The following is a 16123-nucleotide window of genomic DNA, read 5'->3' as shown; positions in this document are numbered from 1 at the left end:
GATATGGTTGTGATCCATTACACCGCGATGGAGAGCGCCGAGGCCGCTCTGGCGCGGCTCTGTGATCCCGCTTTCGAGGTCTCCGCACATTACCTGATCTGCCCGCAGGGCCGTGTTTTTCGACTTGTCGATGAGGCGCAGCGTGCGTGGCACGCGGGTACGGGGCAGTGGGGTGATGTGGTGGACGTCAATTCGCGCTCGATCGGGATCGAGCTGGCCAATCGTGGTGTGGAGCCTTTCGCGGCGGCGCAGATGGATGCGTTGGAGGCGTTGCTTGATGATATCCTGACCCGCCACGAGATCCCGCCCGAACGGGTGATTGGTCATTCCGACATGGCGCCCGCGCGCAAAATTGACCCTGGAGCGCGGTTTGACTGGCGGCGTCTGGCATTGTCGGGTTTGTCCATCTTTCCTAACAAAAATGAAACAACTGGCGTCAATAAGGTTCGATTTGTGCAAGACCTGAGCGCCTTCGGATATCCCGATGCGCCTCTGGACAGCCTTCTGAATGCCTTTCGCGACCGTTTTCGCCCACGTCACACGGGGCCGCTCGACGGGGTGGATATGGGTATCGCGCGGGAGTTGGCCGAACGCTTTCCCGTTGACCGCTGCGCCGTGACCTCCTAAAGCCCGTGACGCGCGGATGGCTGGACGGTCGCCGCCTTGGGGGCTTTCGGGTACGCCAAGGGGGAGGAAAGTCCGGACTCCATTGAGCAACGGTGCCGGGTAACGCCCGGCGGGGGAAACCCCAGGGATAGCGCCACAGAGAACAGACGTCCCTCTACACGGGGGTCACAGGTGAAACGGTGGTGTAAGAGACCACCGCGCGACCGGCAACGGAAGCGGCACGGCAAGCCCCACCGGGAGCAATGCCAAATAGGGGTCTTACGCGAGGGCCGGTGCGCTTGCGCATACCGCTCGCAGGGTCGCTCAAGCCCGAAGACCCGGGTTGGCAGCTTGACCCTGTCGGTAACGGCAGGGCTAGAGGAATGGCCGTCCAGAGGCGCAAGCCTCGGACAGAATCCGGCTTACAGGTCATCCGCGCGACTTCTCTTTTGTTTTCTCTCAGGCCTTCGGGCCGAACGCGGCGGTTGCCGCCTTCGCGCAAAAAGCGCAGACTGATCCGTGAAAACTGGACATTCGGGGGTTCCGATATGAGCTTTGTAAAGACATTGGCCACATTGGCCGTAGGGTTTGCCGCCGCGAAGGGCGTCGACAAGATGCGCAAGATGGGGGGCATGGACGGCGTGCGCGAGGCGATGCGCCAAGCGGGCGCTACTGGCGGCATGGCCGACCAGATGGGCAAGCTCGCCGAGCAGTTCGGTGTCCCCGGCGGATCGCAGGTCGTGCGCGACATGATGGGCAGATTCGGAAATCAGGCCGCGGATATGTCGGAGGCGACCGAGGCGGGCCTTGGCTCTCTGATGTCTGCTATGGGCACGGCCGCGACGGCGGGTGCGGGGGGAATCGCCGATATGTTCTCCGCTGTGACCAAGGACACACCCGTGGGCGAAGTGGCCGAAGAGAACGCCAAGCTGATGATCCGCGCGATGATTATGGCAGCCAAGGCTGATGGCGAGATCGACGCGGAGGAGCGCACCAAGATTCTCGATCATCTGAAGGATGCTTCCGAGGAGGAAATAGCCTTCGTGCAGGCCGAGTTGGACGCACCTGTCGACCCGATCGGACTTGCCGAGGCAGCGGGCGAGAAAGCGAAGACGCAGGTCTATTCGGCGGCCTTGATGGCGATTGCGGTAGACACCGAAGACGAGCGCACCTTCCTTGAAGCGCTTGGCAAGGCGTTGGGTCTGAATGCGACACAGGTGGCGGAAATCCATCAGTCCATGGGGAAACCTGTTCTGTAGCGCCGCGTATTCTGCGTTGTGATGCGTGAGAGCGTGCAATTGCGGTTGACTCGGGTGGGGAAACCCTTAAAAGGCGGGCTTCAAGGATTCCACGGGTAGGCCCGACCGCCCGTTGCACGACTTACTGGAGTTTTAAAATGGCGAAGCCGACGACGATCAAAATCCGTCTCAACTCGACCGCGGATACGGGCCACTTCTACGTGACCAAAAAGAATGCACGCACCATGACCGAAAAGATGGTCGTAAAGAAATACGACCCGGTTGCGCGCAAGCATGTCGAGTACAAAGAAGGCAAAATCAAGTAAGCCTCTGACGACAGACTGAAATGCAAAGCCGCGTGACCCACAGGTCGCGCGGTTTTTCTTTGTCCACTTGAAGAAAGCGCCGCCCGACCTGTCCCCCGAAAGACCGACAGAGAAGGTAGTGACATGTTCGAGTGTGATCCTTTGGAGGCAAACCGCCTCGCATCCCGCATTCCATCGCAGAGGGCCGTTCCGCCCTTTGTCCTGCGTCCCAGCACGGGCGATGATCTTGGCCGCGTCGCGGCGCTGCTTGAGGATGCCTACACCACGAAACTGGTGGACGATTATCATCCCAATGTGCTCAACGCCGCCCTTCCAGTTATCACCAAGCCGAAGGAGAGCCTGATCCGTTCGGGCACCTATCTCGTGGCCGATAGCGGCGGAGGGCATTTGCTGGCGGCTGGCGGGTGGTCGTGGCACGGGCCTGTGGGAGGCGTTGCGCCGCGTGACACGGCCCATATGCGCCATGTGGTCGTCGGCTCTGCCTATGGAGGGCAGGGGGTCGGACGAGTGCTTCTGGAGGCGGTTATGGCCTCGGCTCGTGAGGCAGGGGTGCGCCGGCTTCTGTGCGTGTCCACGATCTCTGCAGAGGGCTTCTACGAGGATATGGGGTTCATGCGCCTTGCTGATGTGGAGCTGACTCTGGGGCCGGGAATGAGCTTCCCTGCGGTGCAGATGGCGCGGGCGCTCTGAGCGGGCGTGGTGTGTCGGTGCTCGACATGGGCTGACCAATTAAAAAGGCCGCCCCGAGGGGCGGCCTTTCCAGTCACAGATCGGCGGGCGATTACTCGCGGTTGCCGAGGAACTGAAGCAGGAACATGAACAGGTTGATGAAGTCCAGATAGAGGTTCAACGCACCCATGATTGCGGATTTTGCGAGCCACTCGCTATCCATGGCGTGGGCATGTGCGATGTAGTCGTTCTTGATCTTCTGCGTATCGTAGGCGGTCAGGCCAGCGAAGATCAGCACGCCGATCACGGAGATACCGAGGTGAAGCGCGGAGGAACCGAGGAAGATGTTCACGATGGACGCGACAATGATCCCGATCAGGCCCATCATCAGGAAGGCGCCGATGGGGCCGAGGTCACGCTTGGTGGTGTAGCCGTAGAGCGACAGGCTCGCGAAGGCGATGGACGTCACGAGGAATGTCTGGGTAATAGACACGCCAGTGAAGACGAGGAAGATCGAGCTCAGCGACACGCCCATGAGCGCGGCGTAGGCGTAGAAGAACGTCTGCGCCCCTGCAGCGGAAAGGCGGTTCACGGCAGCGCCGAAGGCAAAGACCATGGCGAGCGGTGCGAACATCACAACCCATTTGAGCGGTGACAGGTAGAGTGCCTGACCGAGTGAGGTCAGGTATTTACCTTCCGCGATCATTGCGCCCGTCGGCGTGGCGGACACCGCCAGATTGGACAAGGCCCAAGCAGCCAGACCTGTGATCAGTAGACCGACGGACATGGTTCCGTAGACTTTGTTCATGTGGGCGCGCAGCCCTGCGTCGATCTGAGCCGTGGCGCGGCCTGCGGCCTGCGAACTCGGATGGACAGTGCGATAGTCAGCCATTGACAGTTTTCTCCCTAAGGCAAGCGGATGTCGCGGGTGAATGCACCCACGTTACTGTCTCCGATATTGGCATGATCGAGGGGATTTTCAAGCGCGCGAGGGTGGCAAAGAGGGCGGAAACGGATTGTTTTCGTCGGTTTTTGGCTTCGGCCTGCGACTTTCGGGTATTTTGGAGAGCCGAACACGAAAAAACCGCGATGCTGAGAGAGCACCGCGGTCAGGGTTGGTCGGGGGTCGACCAATGGAATGTTAAGCGCGCCAGTGGCGCGGGGCGTCCCAAACGGGGCGTGTGGCTTCCGCCATGGCCTGTTCGCGGGTCAGGCCGATATCGGCCAGCATCGCATCGTCAAGGCGCGTCAGGGCAGCGCGCTGACGTGCGAGCGAACGGGCGCAAAGGATGCGCTCGACGATGGCGGAGAAAGAAGGTGCCAAGCGGGCACCACGGGAGCGGGAGAAGGTCATAGCCAGCATTGGTCATCCTTTCGTGAATGTGATGATGGGCGGCGCGGGAATCATTTCCCGATGCCTATATGGGTTATGCTGGACAATTCTTAAAATGAATGATTGTGTGCCTTTAGATCAATGATGGTGATGATATGGCGCGAAATCTGGATATGACGGCATTGCGGTCTTTTGTGGCTGTGGCGGACAGTGGTGGTGTGACCCGCGCGGCGGGGTATCTCAACCTCACACAGTCGGCGGTGTCGATGCAGCTCAAGCGGCTTGAAGAGAGCCTTGATGCGCGTCTTCTTGATCGTTCGGCGCGCAAAATTGCGCTGACGGCAGCGGGGGAACAATTGCTCTCCTATGCACGGCGGATGCTTGATCTCAACGACGAAGCCTATGCCCGTCTGACCGCACAGGAGTTCGAGGGAGAGATCGTTTTGGGCGTGCCTCATGATATCGTCTACCCGTCGATTCCTTACGTATTGCAGCAGTTCCACGTCAACTATCCCAGAATGCGCGTGACGCTGGTCTCCTCCTTCACAACGCAGCTTCAGGAGAAATTCGCGCGCGGTGAGTGCGACATGATCCTGACGACCGAGGACCGTGTTGGCAGCGGAGGCGAAACGCTATGTGAGTTACCCTTGGTGTGGATCGGCGCAATCGGTGGCAATGCGTGGCGGCAACGCCCGTTGCGGCTGGCGTTCGAGCACAGGTGCATCTTCCGCAAGGGGGTGCAGCAGGCGCTCGACGGGGCGGGGATCCCATGGGAAATGGCCATCGAAAGCGACCAGAGCCGCACCATCGAGGCGTCGGTTTCTGCCGACCTTGGCGTCCATGCGATGCTCAACGGCGCCGCGCCGCCCTATTGCGAGCCGATCCAGCATGGCGGAGCACTGCCCGAACTGGCGTCGAAAATGGTCAATCTCTATATCTCCGACCTGCTCAAAGGACAGGCTGCCGAGAATCTCGCCGATCTGATCCGCGGAGCCTATGACAAGCGCGCGTCCACGGCGCTAGCGGCGCAGTAAAGGCGGGGTGCGCGTGGCCTACATGGTCACGACGACCTTGCCTGTGGCCTTGCGGTCTTTGAGCAATTGCAACCCGTCGCCCGCGCGTTCAAAGGGCATGCGGTGCGAGATGTGCGGCGAAATCCTGCCCTGCGCGGCCCAATCGAACACCTGCTCTAGCGATGCGCGGAGCGCGGCGGGGTCGATGGTGAAGTAGCCTCCCCAGTAGAAGCCGATCACCGTGATATTCTTGACCAGCATGTGATTGGGGCGCAGCGCAGGCAGATCTCCGCCCGCAAAGCCGATCAGCATCATCCGCCCGTCGGGATTGGTCGCGCGGAAGCAGGCGTCGAAAAGTGCGCCGCCAACTACGTCATAAACCACATCCGCGCCGCCAAGCGCTTTGATCTGATCGCGGATGTCATCGTCTTCGGCGTCGATGACGTGGTCGGCTCCCGCAGCTTTGACGACAGCGCGTTTGTTCTCTCCACGCGCGATGGCGATGACTTCGGCTCCCATGAGTTTGCCGATCTCCACTGCCGTGAGGCCAACGCCGCCCGCCGCGCCCGTCACCACCAGCCGCTCGCCTGGTTGCAACCGGGCCTTGTGGGCCAGCGCCATGTGCGAGGTGCCGTAGGTGATCTGGAGTGCTGCGGCCACGTCATGAGGTATGGCGCGGGGCAGGGCGGTACATCTGTCCGCGGGGAAGTTTCCATGGGTGGCCAGACCTCCCTTGCCCGAAAACACCGCCACGGATTGACCTACATGCAAGCCCGAGACGCCCGCGCCGAGCGCCTCGACCTCACCCGCCAGTTCCATTCCAAGCGTAAAGGGGGGCGTGGGCGTGTCCTGATATTGTCCCTTACACATCAACAGGTCGGCGAAGTTCAATCCGCAGGCTCGCACGCGAAGTTGCACCTCGCCTCGGGCGGGCTGCGGTAGCGGAACTGTCTCCATTGCGGGAGGCTGGTCGAAGGCGGCGATGCGGTATGCGGTTGTGGTTTTGCTCATGGGGGAAGCTTGCCCCAGTCGCCTACGAAAAATCCAGCGCGAAAAGGTCGCATGGAGGAGCGACTCAACGCGAGTCACTTTGAGCGAGTCGCGGGCGTCAGTTGCGCCCCTTATTGAACGGCGCACAAAAAATGGGCGGGGTTTTGTGCGTTAATGAACCGTCGCTGTGCAAAATCTTGGGTGGGCGAAAAAATCCAAAAAAAATTACCGTTTAGGTTGAGTATTCTAGGACAGATGTGGCAGTAAATTATTAAAGATTTAGCCGATGGGCAGTATTTTAATATCCCGTTGTGTTAAGGTATGAAGCGTATCGGGTGCCAGAAGCGGAATTTCAGGTGCCCGAAATTGTTTGTAGGGAGCGGTCAAGAATGAAACATCCTGTGGATGTGCATGTCGGCAAGCGTGTCCGCCATCGTCGTTGGATGGTGGGTATGACACAACAGCAACTCGCTGAAAAAGTCGGCATCAAGTTTCAACAAATTCAGAAGTATGAAACCGGTATGAACCGCGTTTCTGCGTCCCGTCTTTGGGATATCGCGGAAGCGCTGTCCGTGCCTGTCGCATTCTTTTTCGAAGGTGCGGATGAGCAAAGCGGAGTGACAGCCGAGAAAGCGGAAGGGTCTGTGCCCGCCGATATTCTGGCGGACAAAGAGGCCCTTGAGCTTGTGCGGTCGTATTATTCGATCCCCGAGAACCAGCGCCGTCGACTGTTCGAACTGGCGCGCGTTCTCTCCGACGTAGCCTGATCCGACAGGTTTCGACCTAGCAACGCGAAACGCATGCGCCATAGGGCGCGCTTTCGCGGGGTCTTGAAAAAAGAATTGCCCGCATCTGTAAAAAGGTGCGGGCATTTTTGTTTGTCTGGCTCTTGCTGCTGGATTACGTCTTCTCCTTCCGCCACTTCTAAACGGGCTTTGCGCACGCTTGACCAAGGCGCGGGTGCCGCGTACCGCATAGGGCAAAAGCAATTCGGCTCGGGAGATGACCATGAACGCACAGAAGATTTCGGGACAGGCACATGGCGTAAGCGACGCCGAGGCGCGCGATATTGTCGAGACCGCCCGCGCAGCTGTGGATGCTGCCCGCGTGGAAACACGACGCTATTTCCGCGGCGGGGCGCTGGAAACCACCTCGAAACTGGCCGAGGGCTTCGATCCCGTCACAGTTGCCGATCGGGCCGCAGAAACTGCGATGCGGGAGATCATTTCCGCGCGGCGTCCCGATGACGCGATCCTTGGCGAAGAGTTTCCCGTGCGTGAAGGCACGTCGGGTCTGACATGGGTGCTCGATCCAATCGACGGGACGCGCGGGTATATTTCGGGGACGCCCACTTGGGGTGTGCTCTTGGCGGTGCGCAATGCCGATGCGGCGCTTTTCGGGATCGTTGATCAGCCCTATATCGGCGAGCGGTTCGAGGGGGGCTTCGGTCTGGCCGAGGTGACAGGTCCGCTTGGCACTGCGCCTCTGGGCACGCGGGCGACGCACACACTCGACGAGGCGGTGATCTTTACGACGTTCCCTGAGGTGGGCAGCAAAGAAGAAGGCGTGGCGTTTCACGATCTCGCCTCGCGCTGCAAACTGACGCGCTACGGGATGGATTGCTACGCCTATGCCCTTCTGGCGGCGGGACAGGTTGATCTCGTGGTAGAAGCAGGTTTGAATTCCTACGATATCCTCGGTCCTCTGGCGGTGATTGAAGCGGCTGGCGGCGTGGTTACCGATTGGAAAGGGAATAGTGCTATGGAGGGCGGGCGCGTGCTTGCGGCGGCAAACAAGGACATTCACGCCGCCGCATTGGAGCGCTTGTCTCAGGCATGATATACCCCGATTGAGCGGCGCTCGCGCAGGGCGCCCGATGAAAGAGAGGCCTGCCGTGCATCGTTGTTTCCTGATCCGCAATGCGGAGATGATCCTTACCATGGATGACGCGGGGCGCGAATTGGCGGGGGCGGACGTCCTCGTGCGCGATGGTGTGATCGAGGCGGTCGGTCACGGGCTCTATGACGATGACGCACATATCTTCGACGCGCGCGGCACGGTGGTGACACCGGGGCTGGTGAACACCCACCATCACCTGTTCCAGACGTTGACCCGCGCGGTGCCTGCCGGTCAGGACGCGCTGCTTTTCGGTTGGCTCAAGACGCTTTACCCGATCTGGGCAAAGTTCACGCCAGATCACATGCGGTCCTCGGCGGTGATCGGTCTGGCGGAACTGGCGCTGTCGGGGTGTTCGATGACCTCCGACCACCTTTATCTCTTTCCCAACGGATCGCGGCTCGACGATACCATTGACGCAGCGCGACAAGTCGGGGTGCGCCTGCATGCTACACGCGGGGCGATGTCGATCGGGGAGAGCGCTGGCGGGTTGCCGCCCGACAGTCTGGTTGAACGCGAGGCCGATATTCTCGACGATTGCATCCGTGTGATTGATGCCTTCCACGATCCGAGCGACGGGGCGATGATCCGCGTGGGCGTTGCGCCCTGTTCACCCTTTTCTGTGTCGCGCGAATTGATGCGCGATGCCGCCGTGCTGGCTCGAGACAAGGGGGTGATGCTGCACACCCATCTGGCGGAGAATGACGAGGACGTGGCCTATAGCCTAGAGACCTTCGGCTGTCGGCCCGGGCAATATGCTGAAGATTTGGGCTGGACGGGTGACGATGTCTGGCACGCGCATTGCGTGAAGCTCGACGGTCAAGAAATTGATCTCTTTGCGAAAACGCGGACAGGCGTGGCGCATTGCCCGTGCTCCAACTGCCGCCTCGGGTCGGGGATTGCCCCCATGCGCGCGATGCGGGATGCGGGGATGAAAGTCGGCTTGGGCGTTGACGGATCTGCCTCCAATGACGCGGGCAATCTGATGGCTGAGGCGCGTCAGGCGATGCTATTGCAGCGCGTCGCTTTCGGGGCGGACAAGATGAGTGCACGCGAAGCACTGCGTATGGCGACACGCGGCGGCGCGGAGGTGCTGGGGCGCAGGGATTTGGGGCAACTGGCAGCAGGCAAACGCGCCGATATTGCGGTTTGGGATGTCTCCGGCATTGAGAGTTCAGGCAGTTGGGATCCCGCCGCGCTCGTGCTCGCGGGGCCGATGCAGGTCAAGGATCTCTTCGTTGAAGGGCGGCATGTGGTAGCCGATGGTTGGTTGGCGACAACCCATCTCGGCGATGCTCTGGAGGAACAGGCGCGTCTGTTGCGCGGATTGATGGAGGATTAGAGATGACGGGCTTCAAACGAAGTGTGGCGCTGGTGGCGTTTGTGTGTGTGGCGGGTTGTTCTGCCCCCGCGCCCGTGGGGGTGCTGGGCGAGAGCAATGGCGCAAGCAGCGTGCAGGCAGGGAATGCCAAAGCGACCGAAACGGCGCGTGTGATTCTCGCGGAGATCAATGCGGAGCGCGCGGCGAAAGGCTTAGGAGCCTTGCAAACCAACCCGCGCCTGTCGGCGGCGGCGCAGGCCCATGCGGAGGATATGGCCGCACGGGGCTATTTCTCTCACGTCTCGAAGGACGGTTCGACGCCGAAAATACGCGCCGAGCGGGCGGGCTATCGCGCCTGTCTGATCGCGGAGAATATCTCGCGCGGCTACCCGTCTGCGCAGCAAGCCGTTGCTGGATGGATGGCGTCGAAGGGCCACCGTGAAAATATCCTGCGTCGCGGTGTGTCGCAAATCGGCATTGGCATCGGTGCGGGGCGCACCTACGTCACGGTGTTTGCTGATCCGTGCTGAACGGACGCGTCGCTATGCGCCGACCCGCGCACCCATCACGTAAGTGGCGTCAATAGCGCGGTCGTCGCCCATCATGATGGTGGGGAATACCTCTTCCCAAACGCTCTCAGCACGGTTTGCGCGTTGTGCGATGGCGGGGGTGGAGGCGAGGTTGATGACGGTCAGGTCGGCTTCCATGCCCACTTCGATAGTCCCGATCTTGTCGTCCATATGCATGGCATGGGCTGAGCCCCGGGTCGCGAGCCAGAGCAGTTGCGCGGGATGCAGCGCCGCGCCCGAAAGCTGCCCGACCTCATAGGCCGCGGCCATAGTGCGCAGCATTGAGAAGGACGACCCGCCGCCTGTGTCCGTGGCCAGCCCCACGCGTAGCGCCTCTGATTTGCGGGCGGCCATGTCGAACAGGCCCGATCCGATGAAGGTGTTCGAGGTCGGGCAGTGGATGAGGGAGCAATCCGACTCGCGCAGTCGGGAAATCTCGCGCGGCTCCAGATGGATCGCATGGCCGAAAAGCGCGCCCTCGCGGACCAGTCCGAATTGCTCGTAGGTGTCGAGATAGTCGCGTGCTGTGGGGTAAAGGCTCTTGACCCATTCGATCTCGTCGGTCTGCTCGCTCAGATGCGTCTGCATCAGGCAGGTAGGGTTTTCGGCCCAAAGCCGCCCGAGCGCATCGAGTTGTTCGGGCGTCGAGGTGGGGGAGAAGCGGGGCGTGATCGCATAGGTCGCGCGGCCCTTGCCGTGCCAGCGGTTGATCAGTGCCTTGCTGTCGTCATAGGCGGATTGCGCGGTGTCCCGCAGGTTTTCGGGTGTGGTGTCTCGATCCATGCAGGTCTTGCCCGCCACAATCCGCATCCCACGCCGCTCGGCCGCCTCGAAAAGCGCGTCGACGGAGACGGGATGGATGGTGCAGAAACTCGTCACAGTGGTCGTGCCGCTTGCCAGCAGCAGGTCGAGATAGGTGTTGGCTATGGCCTCGGCATAGGCGGGATCGCCGAATTTGGCCTCTTCGGGAAAGGTATAGGTGTTGAGCCAGTCGATCAGCCGCTTGCCCCATGAGGCGATGATGGCGGTCTGCGGGTAATGCGCATGGGCGTCGACAAACCCGGGCACGACGAGGGCGCGGCCGTGATCGTGGAAGGTCGCGTCAGGGTGGCGGCTGCGCATTTGGTCGCGCTCGCCGATGGCGGCAACCTTGCCGTCGCGCACAAGAATCGCGCCATCGCTTTGGACTTGCACGGCCTCTTCGGCGGGAATGTCGAACGGGTCGCCTTGGTAGGTGACGATCTGGCCTGCGATCAGGGTGTCCATCGGTGCCTCGTGTGTTCTGGTCGGATCGCGCAGTTGGCATAAAGCGCGAAAAGGGCGGGGGAAATGCGCGATGCCCCCTGTTTCTCCACCCCAAGCTGTCCTAAAGTCGGGGCGAAGACAAGAAGCGGACCGCAAATGGTTGAAGAGCACGCACTCCCGACACTGGAACAAGACGGGCACGAGGATGTCTATTCGCTGAGCGCCAAGCGTTTGGCGGCGATTCTTTTTGCGGTGGAGCGCGGCGACCGTGATGCGCTGATCGAGGAGATCGAGCCGCTTCACGCCGCCGACATCGCCGACCTTCTAGAGCAGGTCAACGCCTACGATCGCCGTCGCCTGATTCTGCTCTACGGGCATGATTTTGACGGGGATATTCTCTCCGAACTCGACGAGGGCGTTCGCGAGGACGTGATCTCGGTGCTGCATCCGCAGGTGCTGGCCGAGGCTGTGCGTGATCTGGAATCGGACGACGTGGTCGATCTGGTCGAGGATCTGGAGGGGGATGCGCAGGAGGCGGTTCTGGCCTCGCTCCATGCCTCCGACCGTGTGGCGGTGGAGAAGTCTCTGGCCTATCCGGAGTTCTCCGCGGGCCGCATGATGCAGCGCGAAGTGGTGATGGGTGCGGAGCATTGGACCGTGGGCCATGCCATCGACTTCATGCGCGAGGCGCAGGAGTTGCCCGAAGATTTCTACCACATGGTTCTGGTTGATCCGAGGCTGCGGCCCGTCGGTCATGTCACGCTGGGCAAGATCCTCGGCGCGCCGCGTGGGCAAAAGCTCAACGAGCTGATGGAGCCAGGGTTCCGCACCTTCTCCGTGGACGAGAGCGAGGCAGATGTGGCCTATGCCTTCAACCAGTATCACATGATCTCCGCGCCAGTCGTGGACGAGGCGGGGCGTCTTGTCGGGGTGATCACCATCGACGACGCGATGAACGTGCTCGACGAGGAACACGAGGAAGACATCCTGCGTCTGGCGGGTGTGGGTGAGGGGTCGCTTGCCGACCGCGTTTTCGAAACAGTGCGCGCGCGTATTCCGTGGCTCGCGGTGAACCTTGTCACGGCCATTCTCGCCTCGCTGGTGATTGCGCAGTTCGAGGCGACGATTTCGCAGTTCGTCGCTCTGGCCGTGCTGATGCCGATTGTCGCCTCCATGGGCGGCAATGCGGGAACGCAATCGCTGACCGTCGCCGTGCGCGCGATTGCCACGCGCGACCTGACTGGCGCGAACGTCTGGCGTGTGATCCGACGTGAGGTGTTGGTGGGGCTGGCCAATGGTTTGGTGTTTGCTGTTATCATGGGGGTCGTTGGCGTCTTGTGGTTCGGCTCGCCCGCGCTTGGCATGGTGATTGCGGCGTCGATGGTGATTAACTTAGTGATTGCGGGGTTGGCAGGTGTTGGCGTGCCCGTGCTGTTGGAGCGCCTCGGAATCGACCCCGCTCTGGCCTCGGGTGCCTTTGTGACGACGGTTACAGATGTCGTCGGTTTCTTTGCCTTCCTCGGTCTCGCGGCCATGGTTCTCCTATGAGCGACGCCGTTGATCTCAAGGCCCACGCGCGCCGCCATGCCCGCGCGCAACGGGCTGAGGCGCACGCGGGACGCGGAGCGGCGGTCACGGCGCAGACCGCGCGGCTTCTGTTGGGGTTTCTCACGCCGCATTTCGGCAAGGTGGTGGCGGGATACATGCCGATCCAGAGCGAGATCGACCCGCGAGTTGCCATGGCTGCGCTCACTGCGCATGGTCCCGTTGCCGTGCCCGTGGTCGAGCGCGAGGCCGCGCCCTTGCGGTTTGATCGCTGGAGGCCTGAAACAGAGATGGTTGCGGGACGCTATGGCGCGCAGGTGCCAGCACATTCCGATCCTGTCACGCCCGATGTTGTGATCGTGCCAATGTTGGCTTTCAATCGCGACGGGCATCGTCTGGGCTATGGCGGGGGATATTACGATCGCACGCTGGCGGCATTGCGCTCCGAACGTGACGTTCTGGCGGTCGGGCTGGCCTATGCCGCGCAGGAGATGCGCGATTTTCCCGTCGCCCCTACGGATGCGCCGCTTGATGCGCTTGTGACCGAAAGCGAAGTCATAACTTTCTAGCTGCGTGGCGTTCGGCTTGCCTCGTCGTGCTGCGGGGCTTAAGGGAGTTGCCATGAAAATACTGTTTCTCGGAGATATCGTCGGTAGTGCGGGCCGCAAGGCCGTGCTGGAGCGCGTTCCCGCCCTGCGCGAGGCGTGGGGATTGGATTTCGTCGTGGTCAACGGCGAGAATGCGACCAACGGCATGGGGCTTTCGGGCGATCATGCCAAAGAGCTTCTGACCGCGGGTGTTGATTGTCTGACGCTGGGCGATCATTCCTTCGACCAGAAAGACATGATGCAGTTTTGCGAGACGGAGACGCGGATCATCCGTCCGATCAATTTCGCCAAAACCGCACCAGGTCGTGGGGTCCGTATCTTCGAAGATCGTCGCGGGCGGCGTATTCTTGTGGCGCAGGTGCTTGGTCAGGTGTTCATGAAGCGCGCCTATGACGACCCCTTCTCCGCACTCGATCAGGTGTTCATGACGCATAAGCTCGGCGGAGCCATTCAAGCCGCGCTGGTGGATGTGCATTGCGAGGCGACAAGCGAGAAGATGGCTATCGGCCACTTCCTCGACGGGCGCGCCTCGATGGTGGTGGGGACGCATACCCATGTCTGCACGGGCGATGCGCAGATCCTGCCCGCGGGCACGGGTTATCTCACCGATGCGGGCATGTGCGGCGACTACAATTCGGTCATCGGCATGGACAAGGCCGAACCGTTGCGCCGCTTCGTGACGGGCATGGCCAAGGGGCGCTTCCAGCCTGCCAAGGGCGAGGCAACGCTCTCGGGGTTTTATGTCGAAACCGATGACCGCACGGGGCTGGCCACGCGAGTGCGCCAGATCCGCGAGGGCGGGCGGCTGGAGCAATCGGTGCCATAAGCCTCTGTCCTGCCACAGTCGGGACGCATGGAATTTCGTCCTGAAATCGACCATTTGAAGGGCAGGGGTGCGATGTTTTCGCGCTTGTGATCGCGTGGCCTTAGGGGGCATACTTGCGCCGGACGAGGCAATTGCGCGAGGCTTTATGGAGCTGTTTCAATTCGACCAGACGACAGAGGCGGTGATCGCCCTTTTGGTCGTGGGCTTCATGTTTGTCCTCTTCGTGCGCGAGGTATTCCCCACGGAAGTGGTCGCGATTGCTGGCGCGGCGTTGATGATGGTGCTGGGCATTCTGCCCTATGATGCGGGGCTGGCGGTTCTGTCGAACCCTGCGCCATGGACCATCGGCGCGATGTTCATTGTCATGGGTGCCATGGTGCGCACGGGTGCGTTGGAATGGTTCTCTGCGCAGGCGGGGCGCTACGCCGAAAGCCACCCCTCGATAGCGATTGCCGCGCTGTTGTTCGTGGTGGTGGTGCTTTCGGCCTTTGTCGCCAATACGCCCGTGGTCGTGGTGATGATCCCTGTCTTTGTGCAACTGTCGGCAAAGCTCGGCGTGCCCGCGTCCAAGTTGTTGATCCCGCTGAGTTATGCCGCGATCATGGGCGGGACGATCACGCTGATCGGCACCTCGACGAACCTGCTGGTGGATGGTGTTGCGCGCGCGCAGGGGCTTGAGCCCTTCACGATTTTCGAGGTCTCGGTGCTGGGTCTGGCGATAACCACATGGGGCTTTCTCTATCTCTATTTCATCGGGCGGCATCTCCTGCCCGAGCGGACTAGCCTGTCGGCGATGCTCTCATCGGGGCGCTCGAAGATGAAGTTCTTCACCGAGGCCGTGATCCCGCCCGACAGCAACCTGATCGGGCGCGAGGTAACAGGGGTACAACTGTTCAAGCGCGAGGGCGTGCGGCTTATCGACGTGGTGCGCGGCGACCGTTCCTTGCGCCACGACCTTTCGGGAGTGACCTTGGAAGTGGGCGACCGCGTGATCTTGCGTTCGCAAATCTCCGAACTTCTGAGCCTGCAACGCAACAAGTCGCTCAAGCGCGTGGATCAGGTCTCCGCCGTCGAGACAACGACCGTCGAGGTTCTGGTGACACCCGGGTGCAAGATGGTAGGCCGCTCGCTGGGCTCCATGCGCCTGCGCCGTCGCTACGGCGTCTATCCACTCGCCGTGCATCGCCGCAACCAGAACCTCGGCAGCAAGATCAACGATGTGGTGGTGCGTGTGGGCGATACGCTCCTGCTCGAAGGGGCACCCGAAGACATCCAGAGACTGGCCAATGATATGGATATCGGCGACGTCTCGAAACCAACCGAGCGCGCCTTTCATCGCAGTCACGCCCCGATCGCCATCGTTGCGATGATGTCCATCGTCACTCTGGCCGCGCTTGGTGTCGCGCCGATCCTGATGCTGGCGGTGATCGCGGTAGCCATCGTTCTGGTGACGCGCTGTATCGACGCCGAGGAGGCTTTCTCGTTTGTCGAGGGGCGGTTGCTGGCGTTGATTTTCTCCATGCTCGCCATCGGGGCGGCGCTGGAGGCATCGGGCGCGGTGCAAATGGTCGTGGATCTGTTGGCGCCATTTCTTATCGGGCTGCCCGTTTTCTTCGCTATCTGGGCGGTTTACCTGCTGACCTCGCTGCTCACCGAACTGGTTTCCAACAACGCGGTGGCTGTGGTTGTGACGCCGATTGCCATCGGTTTGGCGCAGACCATGGGGCTTGATCCGCGCGGGTTTGTCGTGGCGGTGATGGTCGCGGCCTCCGCCTCTTTCGCCACACCCATCGGCTATCAAACGAACACAATGGTCTACAGTCCAGGCGGCTATAAATTCACCGACTACATGAAGGTTGGCATTCCGCTCAACATTTCGATCGGCCTTCTGTCTTCATGGCTCATACCGATCCTGTGGCCGCTGTAAGCGGCGCGCGG

General features: G+C 61.3%; 17 protein-coding genes and 1 other RNA gene. 14 read left to right on the top strand and 4 right to left on the bottom strand.

Going from position 1 to position 16123, the window contains the following annotated elements; translation table 11 throughout:
• Nucleotides 1-3 precede the first annotated feature (3 nt).
• The 5 genes from ACN0SC_RS12485 to ACN0SC_RS12465 all read left to right on the top strand — a co-directional run bounded on the left by ACN0SC_RS12485 (nt 4) and on the right by ACN0SC_RS12465 (nt 2860).
• Nucleotides 4-627: an N-acetylmuramoyl-L-alanine amidase gene (locus ACN0SC_RS12485; protein ID WP_417250060.1), complete on the top strand. Its 624-nt coding sequence runs from the start codon at nt 4-6 to the stop codon at nt 625-627.
• A 12-nt stretch (nt 628-639) separates the two neighbouring features.
• Nucleotides 640-1047: RNase P RNA component class A (gene rnpB / locus ACN0SC_RS12480), an RNA gene on the top strand.
• Nucleotides 1048-1154: 107 nt separating this feature from the next.
• Nucleotides 1155-1865 carry a DUF533 domain-containing protein gene (locus tag ACN0SC_RS12475; protein ID WP_417250002.1) on the top strand — a complete coding sequence of 237 codons (711 nt, stop codon included), beginning with the start codon at nt 1155-1157 and terminating at the stop codon, nt 1863-1865.
• A 137-nt stretch (nt 1866-2002) separates the two neighbouring features.
• A complete protein-coding gene (gene rpmG / locus ACN0SC_RS12470; RefSeq protein ID WP_009572866.1) occupies nt 2003-2170 on the top strand; it encodes a 50S ribosomal protein L33 in 168 nt (55 codons plus the stop codon).
• Between the two features lie 123 nt (nt 2171-2293).
• Nucleotides 2294-2860 carry a GNAT family N-acetyltransferase gene (locus ACN0SC_RS12465; protein WP_417250001.1) on the top strand — a complete coding sequence of 189 codons (567 nt, stop codon included), beginning with the start codon at nt 2294-2296 and terminating at the stop codon, nt 2858-2860.
• Between the two features lie 91 nt (nt 2861-2951).
• Here the strand turns inward: ACN0SC_RS12465 and ACN0SC_RS12460 are convergent, their stop codons facing one another.
• Together ACN0SC_RS12460 and ACN0SC_RS12455 are read right to left on the bottom strand one after the other, a co-directional pair.
• The gene (locus tag ACN0SC_RS12460; protein WP_417250000.1) at nt 2952-3731 is read right to left on the bottom strand and encodes a Bax inhibitor-1 family protein; all 780 of its coding nucleotides are present in this window, start codon (nt 3729-3731) and stop codon (nt 2952-2954) included.
• A 249-nt stretch (nt 3732-3980) separates the two neighbouring features.
• On the bottom strand, nt 3981-4202 hold the full coding sequence (locus ACN0SC_RS12455) for a DUF1127 domain-containing protein (RefSeq protein ID WP_417249999.1): 222 nt from the start codon (nt 4200-4202) through the stop codon (nt 3981-3983).
• 125 nt (nt 4203-4327) lie between these two features.
• Between ACN0SC_RS12455 and ACN0SC_RS12450 the strand changes: the two genes are divergently transcribed.
• Entirely contained in the window at nt 4328-5206 is an 879-nt protein-coding gene (locus ACN0SC_RS12450; RefSeq protein ID WP_417249998.1) for a LysR family transcriptional regulator, read from the top strand.
• An 18-nt stretch (nt 5207-5224) separates the two neighbouring features.
• Here the strand turns inward: ACN0SC_RS12450 and ACN0SC_RS12445 are convergent, their stop codons facing one another.
• Nucleotides 5225-6196: an NADPH:quinone oxidoreductase family protein gene (locus ACN0SC_RS12445; RefSeq protein WP_417249997.1), complete on the bottom strand. Its 972-nt coding sequence runs from the start codon at nt 6194-6196 to the stop codon at nt 5225-5227.
• Between the two features lie 368 nt (nt 6197-6564).
• Here ACN0SC_RS12445 and ACN0SC_RS12440 point away from each other — a divergent pair, with 368 nt between their 5' ends.
• The 4 genes from ACN0SC_RS12440 (at nt 6565) to ACN0SC_RS12425 (ending at nt 9922) form a co-directional block, all read left to right on the top strand.
• Nucleotides 6565-6942: a helix-turn-helix domain-containing protein gene (locus ACN0SC_RS12440; RefSeq protein WP_417249996.1), complete on the top strand. Its 378-nt coding sequence runs from the start codon at nt 6565-6567 to the stop codon at nt 6940-6942.
• Nucleotides 6943-7183: 241 nt separating this feature from the next.
• Nucleotides 7184-8014 (top strand): inositol monophosphatase family protein, encoded by an 831-nt coding sequence (locus ACN0SC_RS12435; RefSeq protein ID WP_417249995.1) that lies wholly within the window; start codon nt 7184-7186, stop codon nt 8012-8014.
• An 88-nt stretch (nt 8015-8102) separates the two neighbouring features.
• Nucleotides 8103-9413 carry an 8-oxoguanine deaminase gene (locus tag ACN0SC_RS12430; RefSeq protein ID WP_417250059.1) on the top strand — a complete coding sequence of 437 codons (1311 nt, stop codon included), beginning with the start codon at nt 8103-8105 and terminating at the stop codon, nt 9411-9413.
• A gap of 2 nt (nt 9414-9415) precedes the next feature.
• The gene (locus ACN0SC_RS12425; protein ID WP_417249994.1) at nt 9416-9922 is read left to right on the top strand and encodes a CAP domain-containing protein; all 507 of its coding nucleotides are present in this window, start codon (nt 9416-9418) and stop codon (nt 9920-9922) included.
• A 12-nt stretch (nt 9923-9934) separates the two neighbouring features.
• Here ACN0SC_RS12425 and guaD read toward each other — a convergent pair whose 3' ends face one another.
• Nucleotides 9935-11227 carry a guanine deaminase gene (guaD, locus tag ACN0SC_RS12420; RefSeq protein ID WP_417249993.1) on the bottom strand — a complete coding sequence of 431 codons (1293 nt, stop codon included), beginning with the start codon at nt 11225-11227 and terminating at the stop codon, nt 9935-9937.
• Nucleotides 11228-11362: 135 nt separating this feature from the next.
• On the opposite strand from guaD, the gene mgtE reads away from it, so the two are divergent.
• The 4 genes from mgtE (at nt 11363) to ACN0SC_RS12400 (ending at nt 16112) form a co-directional block, all read left to right on the top strand.
• Nucleotides 11363-12754, top strand: a complete 1392-nt coding sequence (mgtE, locus tag ACN0SC_RS12415; protein WP_417249992.1) for a magnesium transporter — start codon at nt 11363-11365, stop codon at nt 12752-12754.
• Nucleotides 12751-13320: a 5-formyltetrahydrofolate cyclo-ligase gene (locus ACN0SC_RS12410; protein WP_417249991.1), complete on the top strand. Its 570-nt coding sequence runs from the start codon at nt 12751-12753 to the stop codon at nt 13318-13320. The genes mgtE and ACN0SC_RS12410 overlap by 4 nt, the downstream gene beginning before the upstream one ends.
• A gap of 52 nt (nt 13321-13372) precedes the next feature.
• Complete coding sequence (locus tag ACN0SC_RS12405) at nt 13373-14185, top strand: TIGR00282 family metallophosphoesterase (RefSeq protein WP_417249990.1); 813 nt, start codon at nt 13373-13375, stop codon at nt 14183-14185.
• 145 nt (nt 14186-14330) lie between these two features.
• Nucleotides 14331-16112: an SLC13 family permease gene (locus ACN0SC_RS12400; RefSeq protein WP_417249989.1), complete on the top strand. Its 1782-nt coding sequence runs from the start codon at nt 14331-14333 to the stop codon at nt 16110-16112.
• The last annotated feature ends 11 nt before the right edge of the window (nt 16113-16123 follow it).

The organism is Celeribacter sp. (genome assembly GCF_048261515.1).
Taxonomy (GTDB): domain Bacteria; phylum Pseudomonadota; class Alphaproteobacteria; order Rhodobacterales; family Rhodobacteraceae; genus Celeribacter.
The sequence above is the reverse complement of the archived record's forward strand: the minus strand, read 5'-3'. Positions and strand labels throughout refer to the sequence as shown.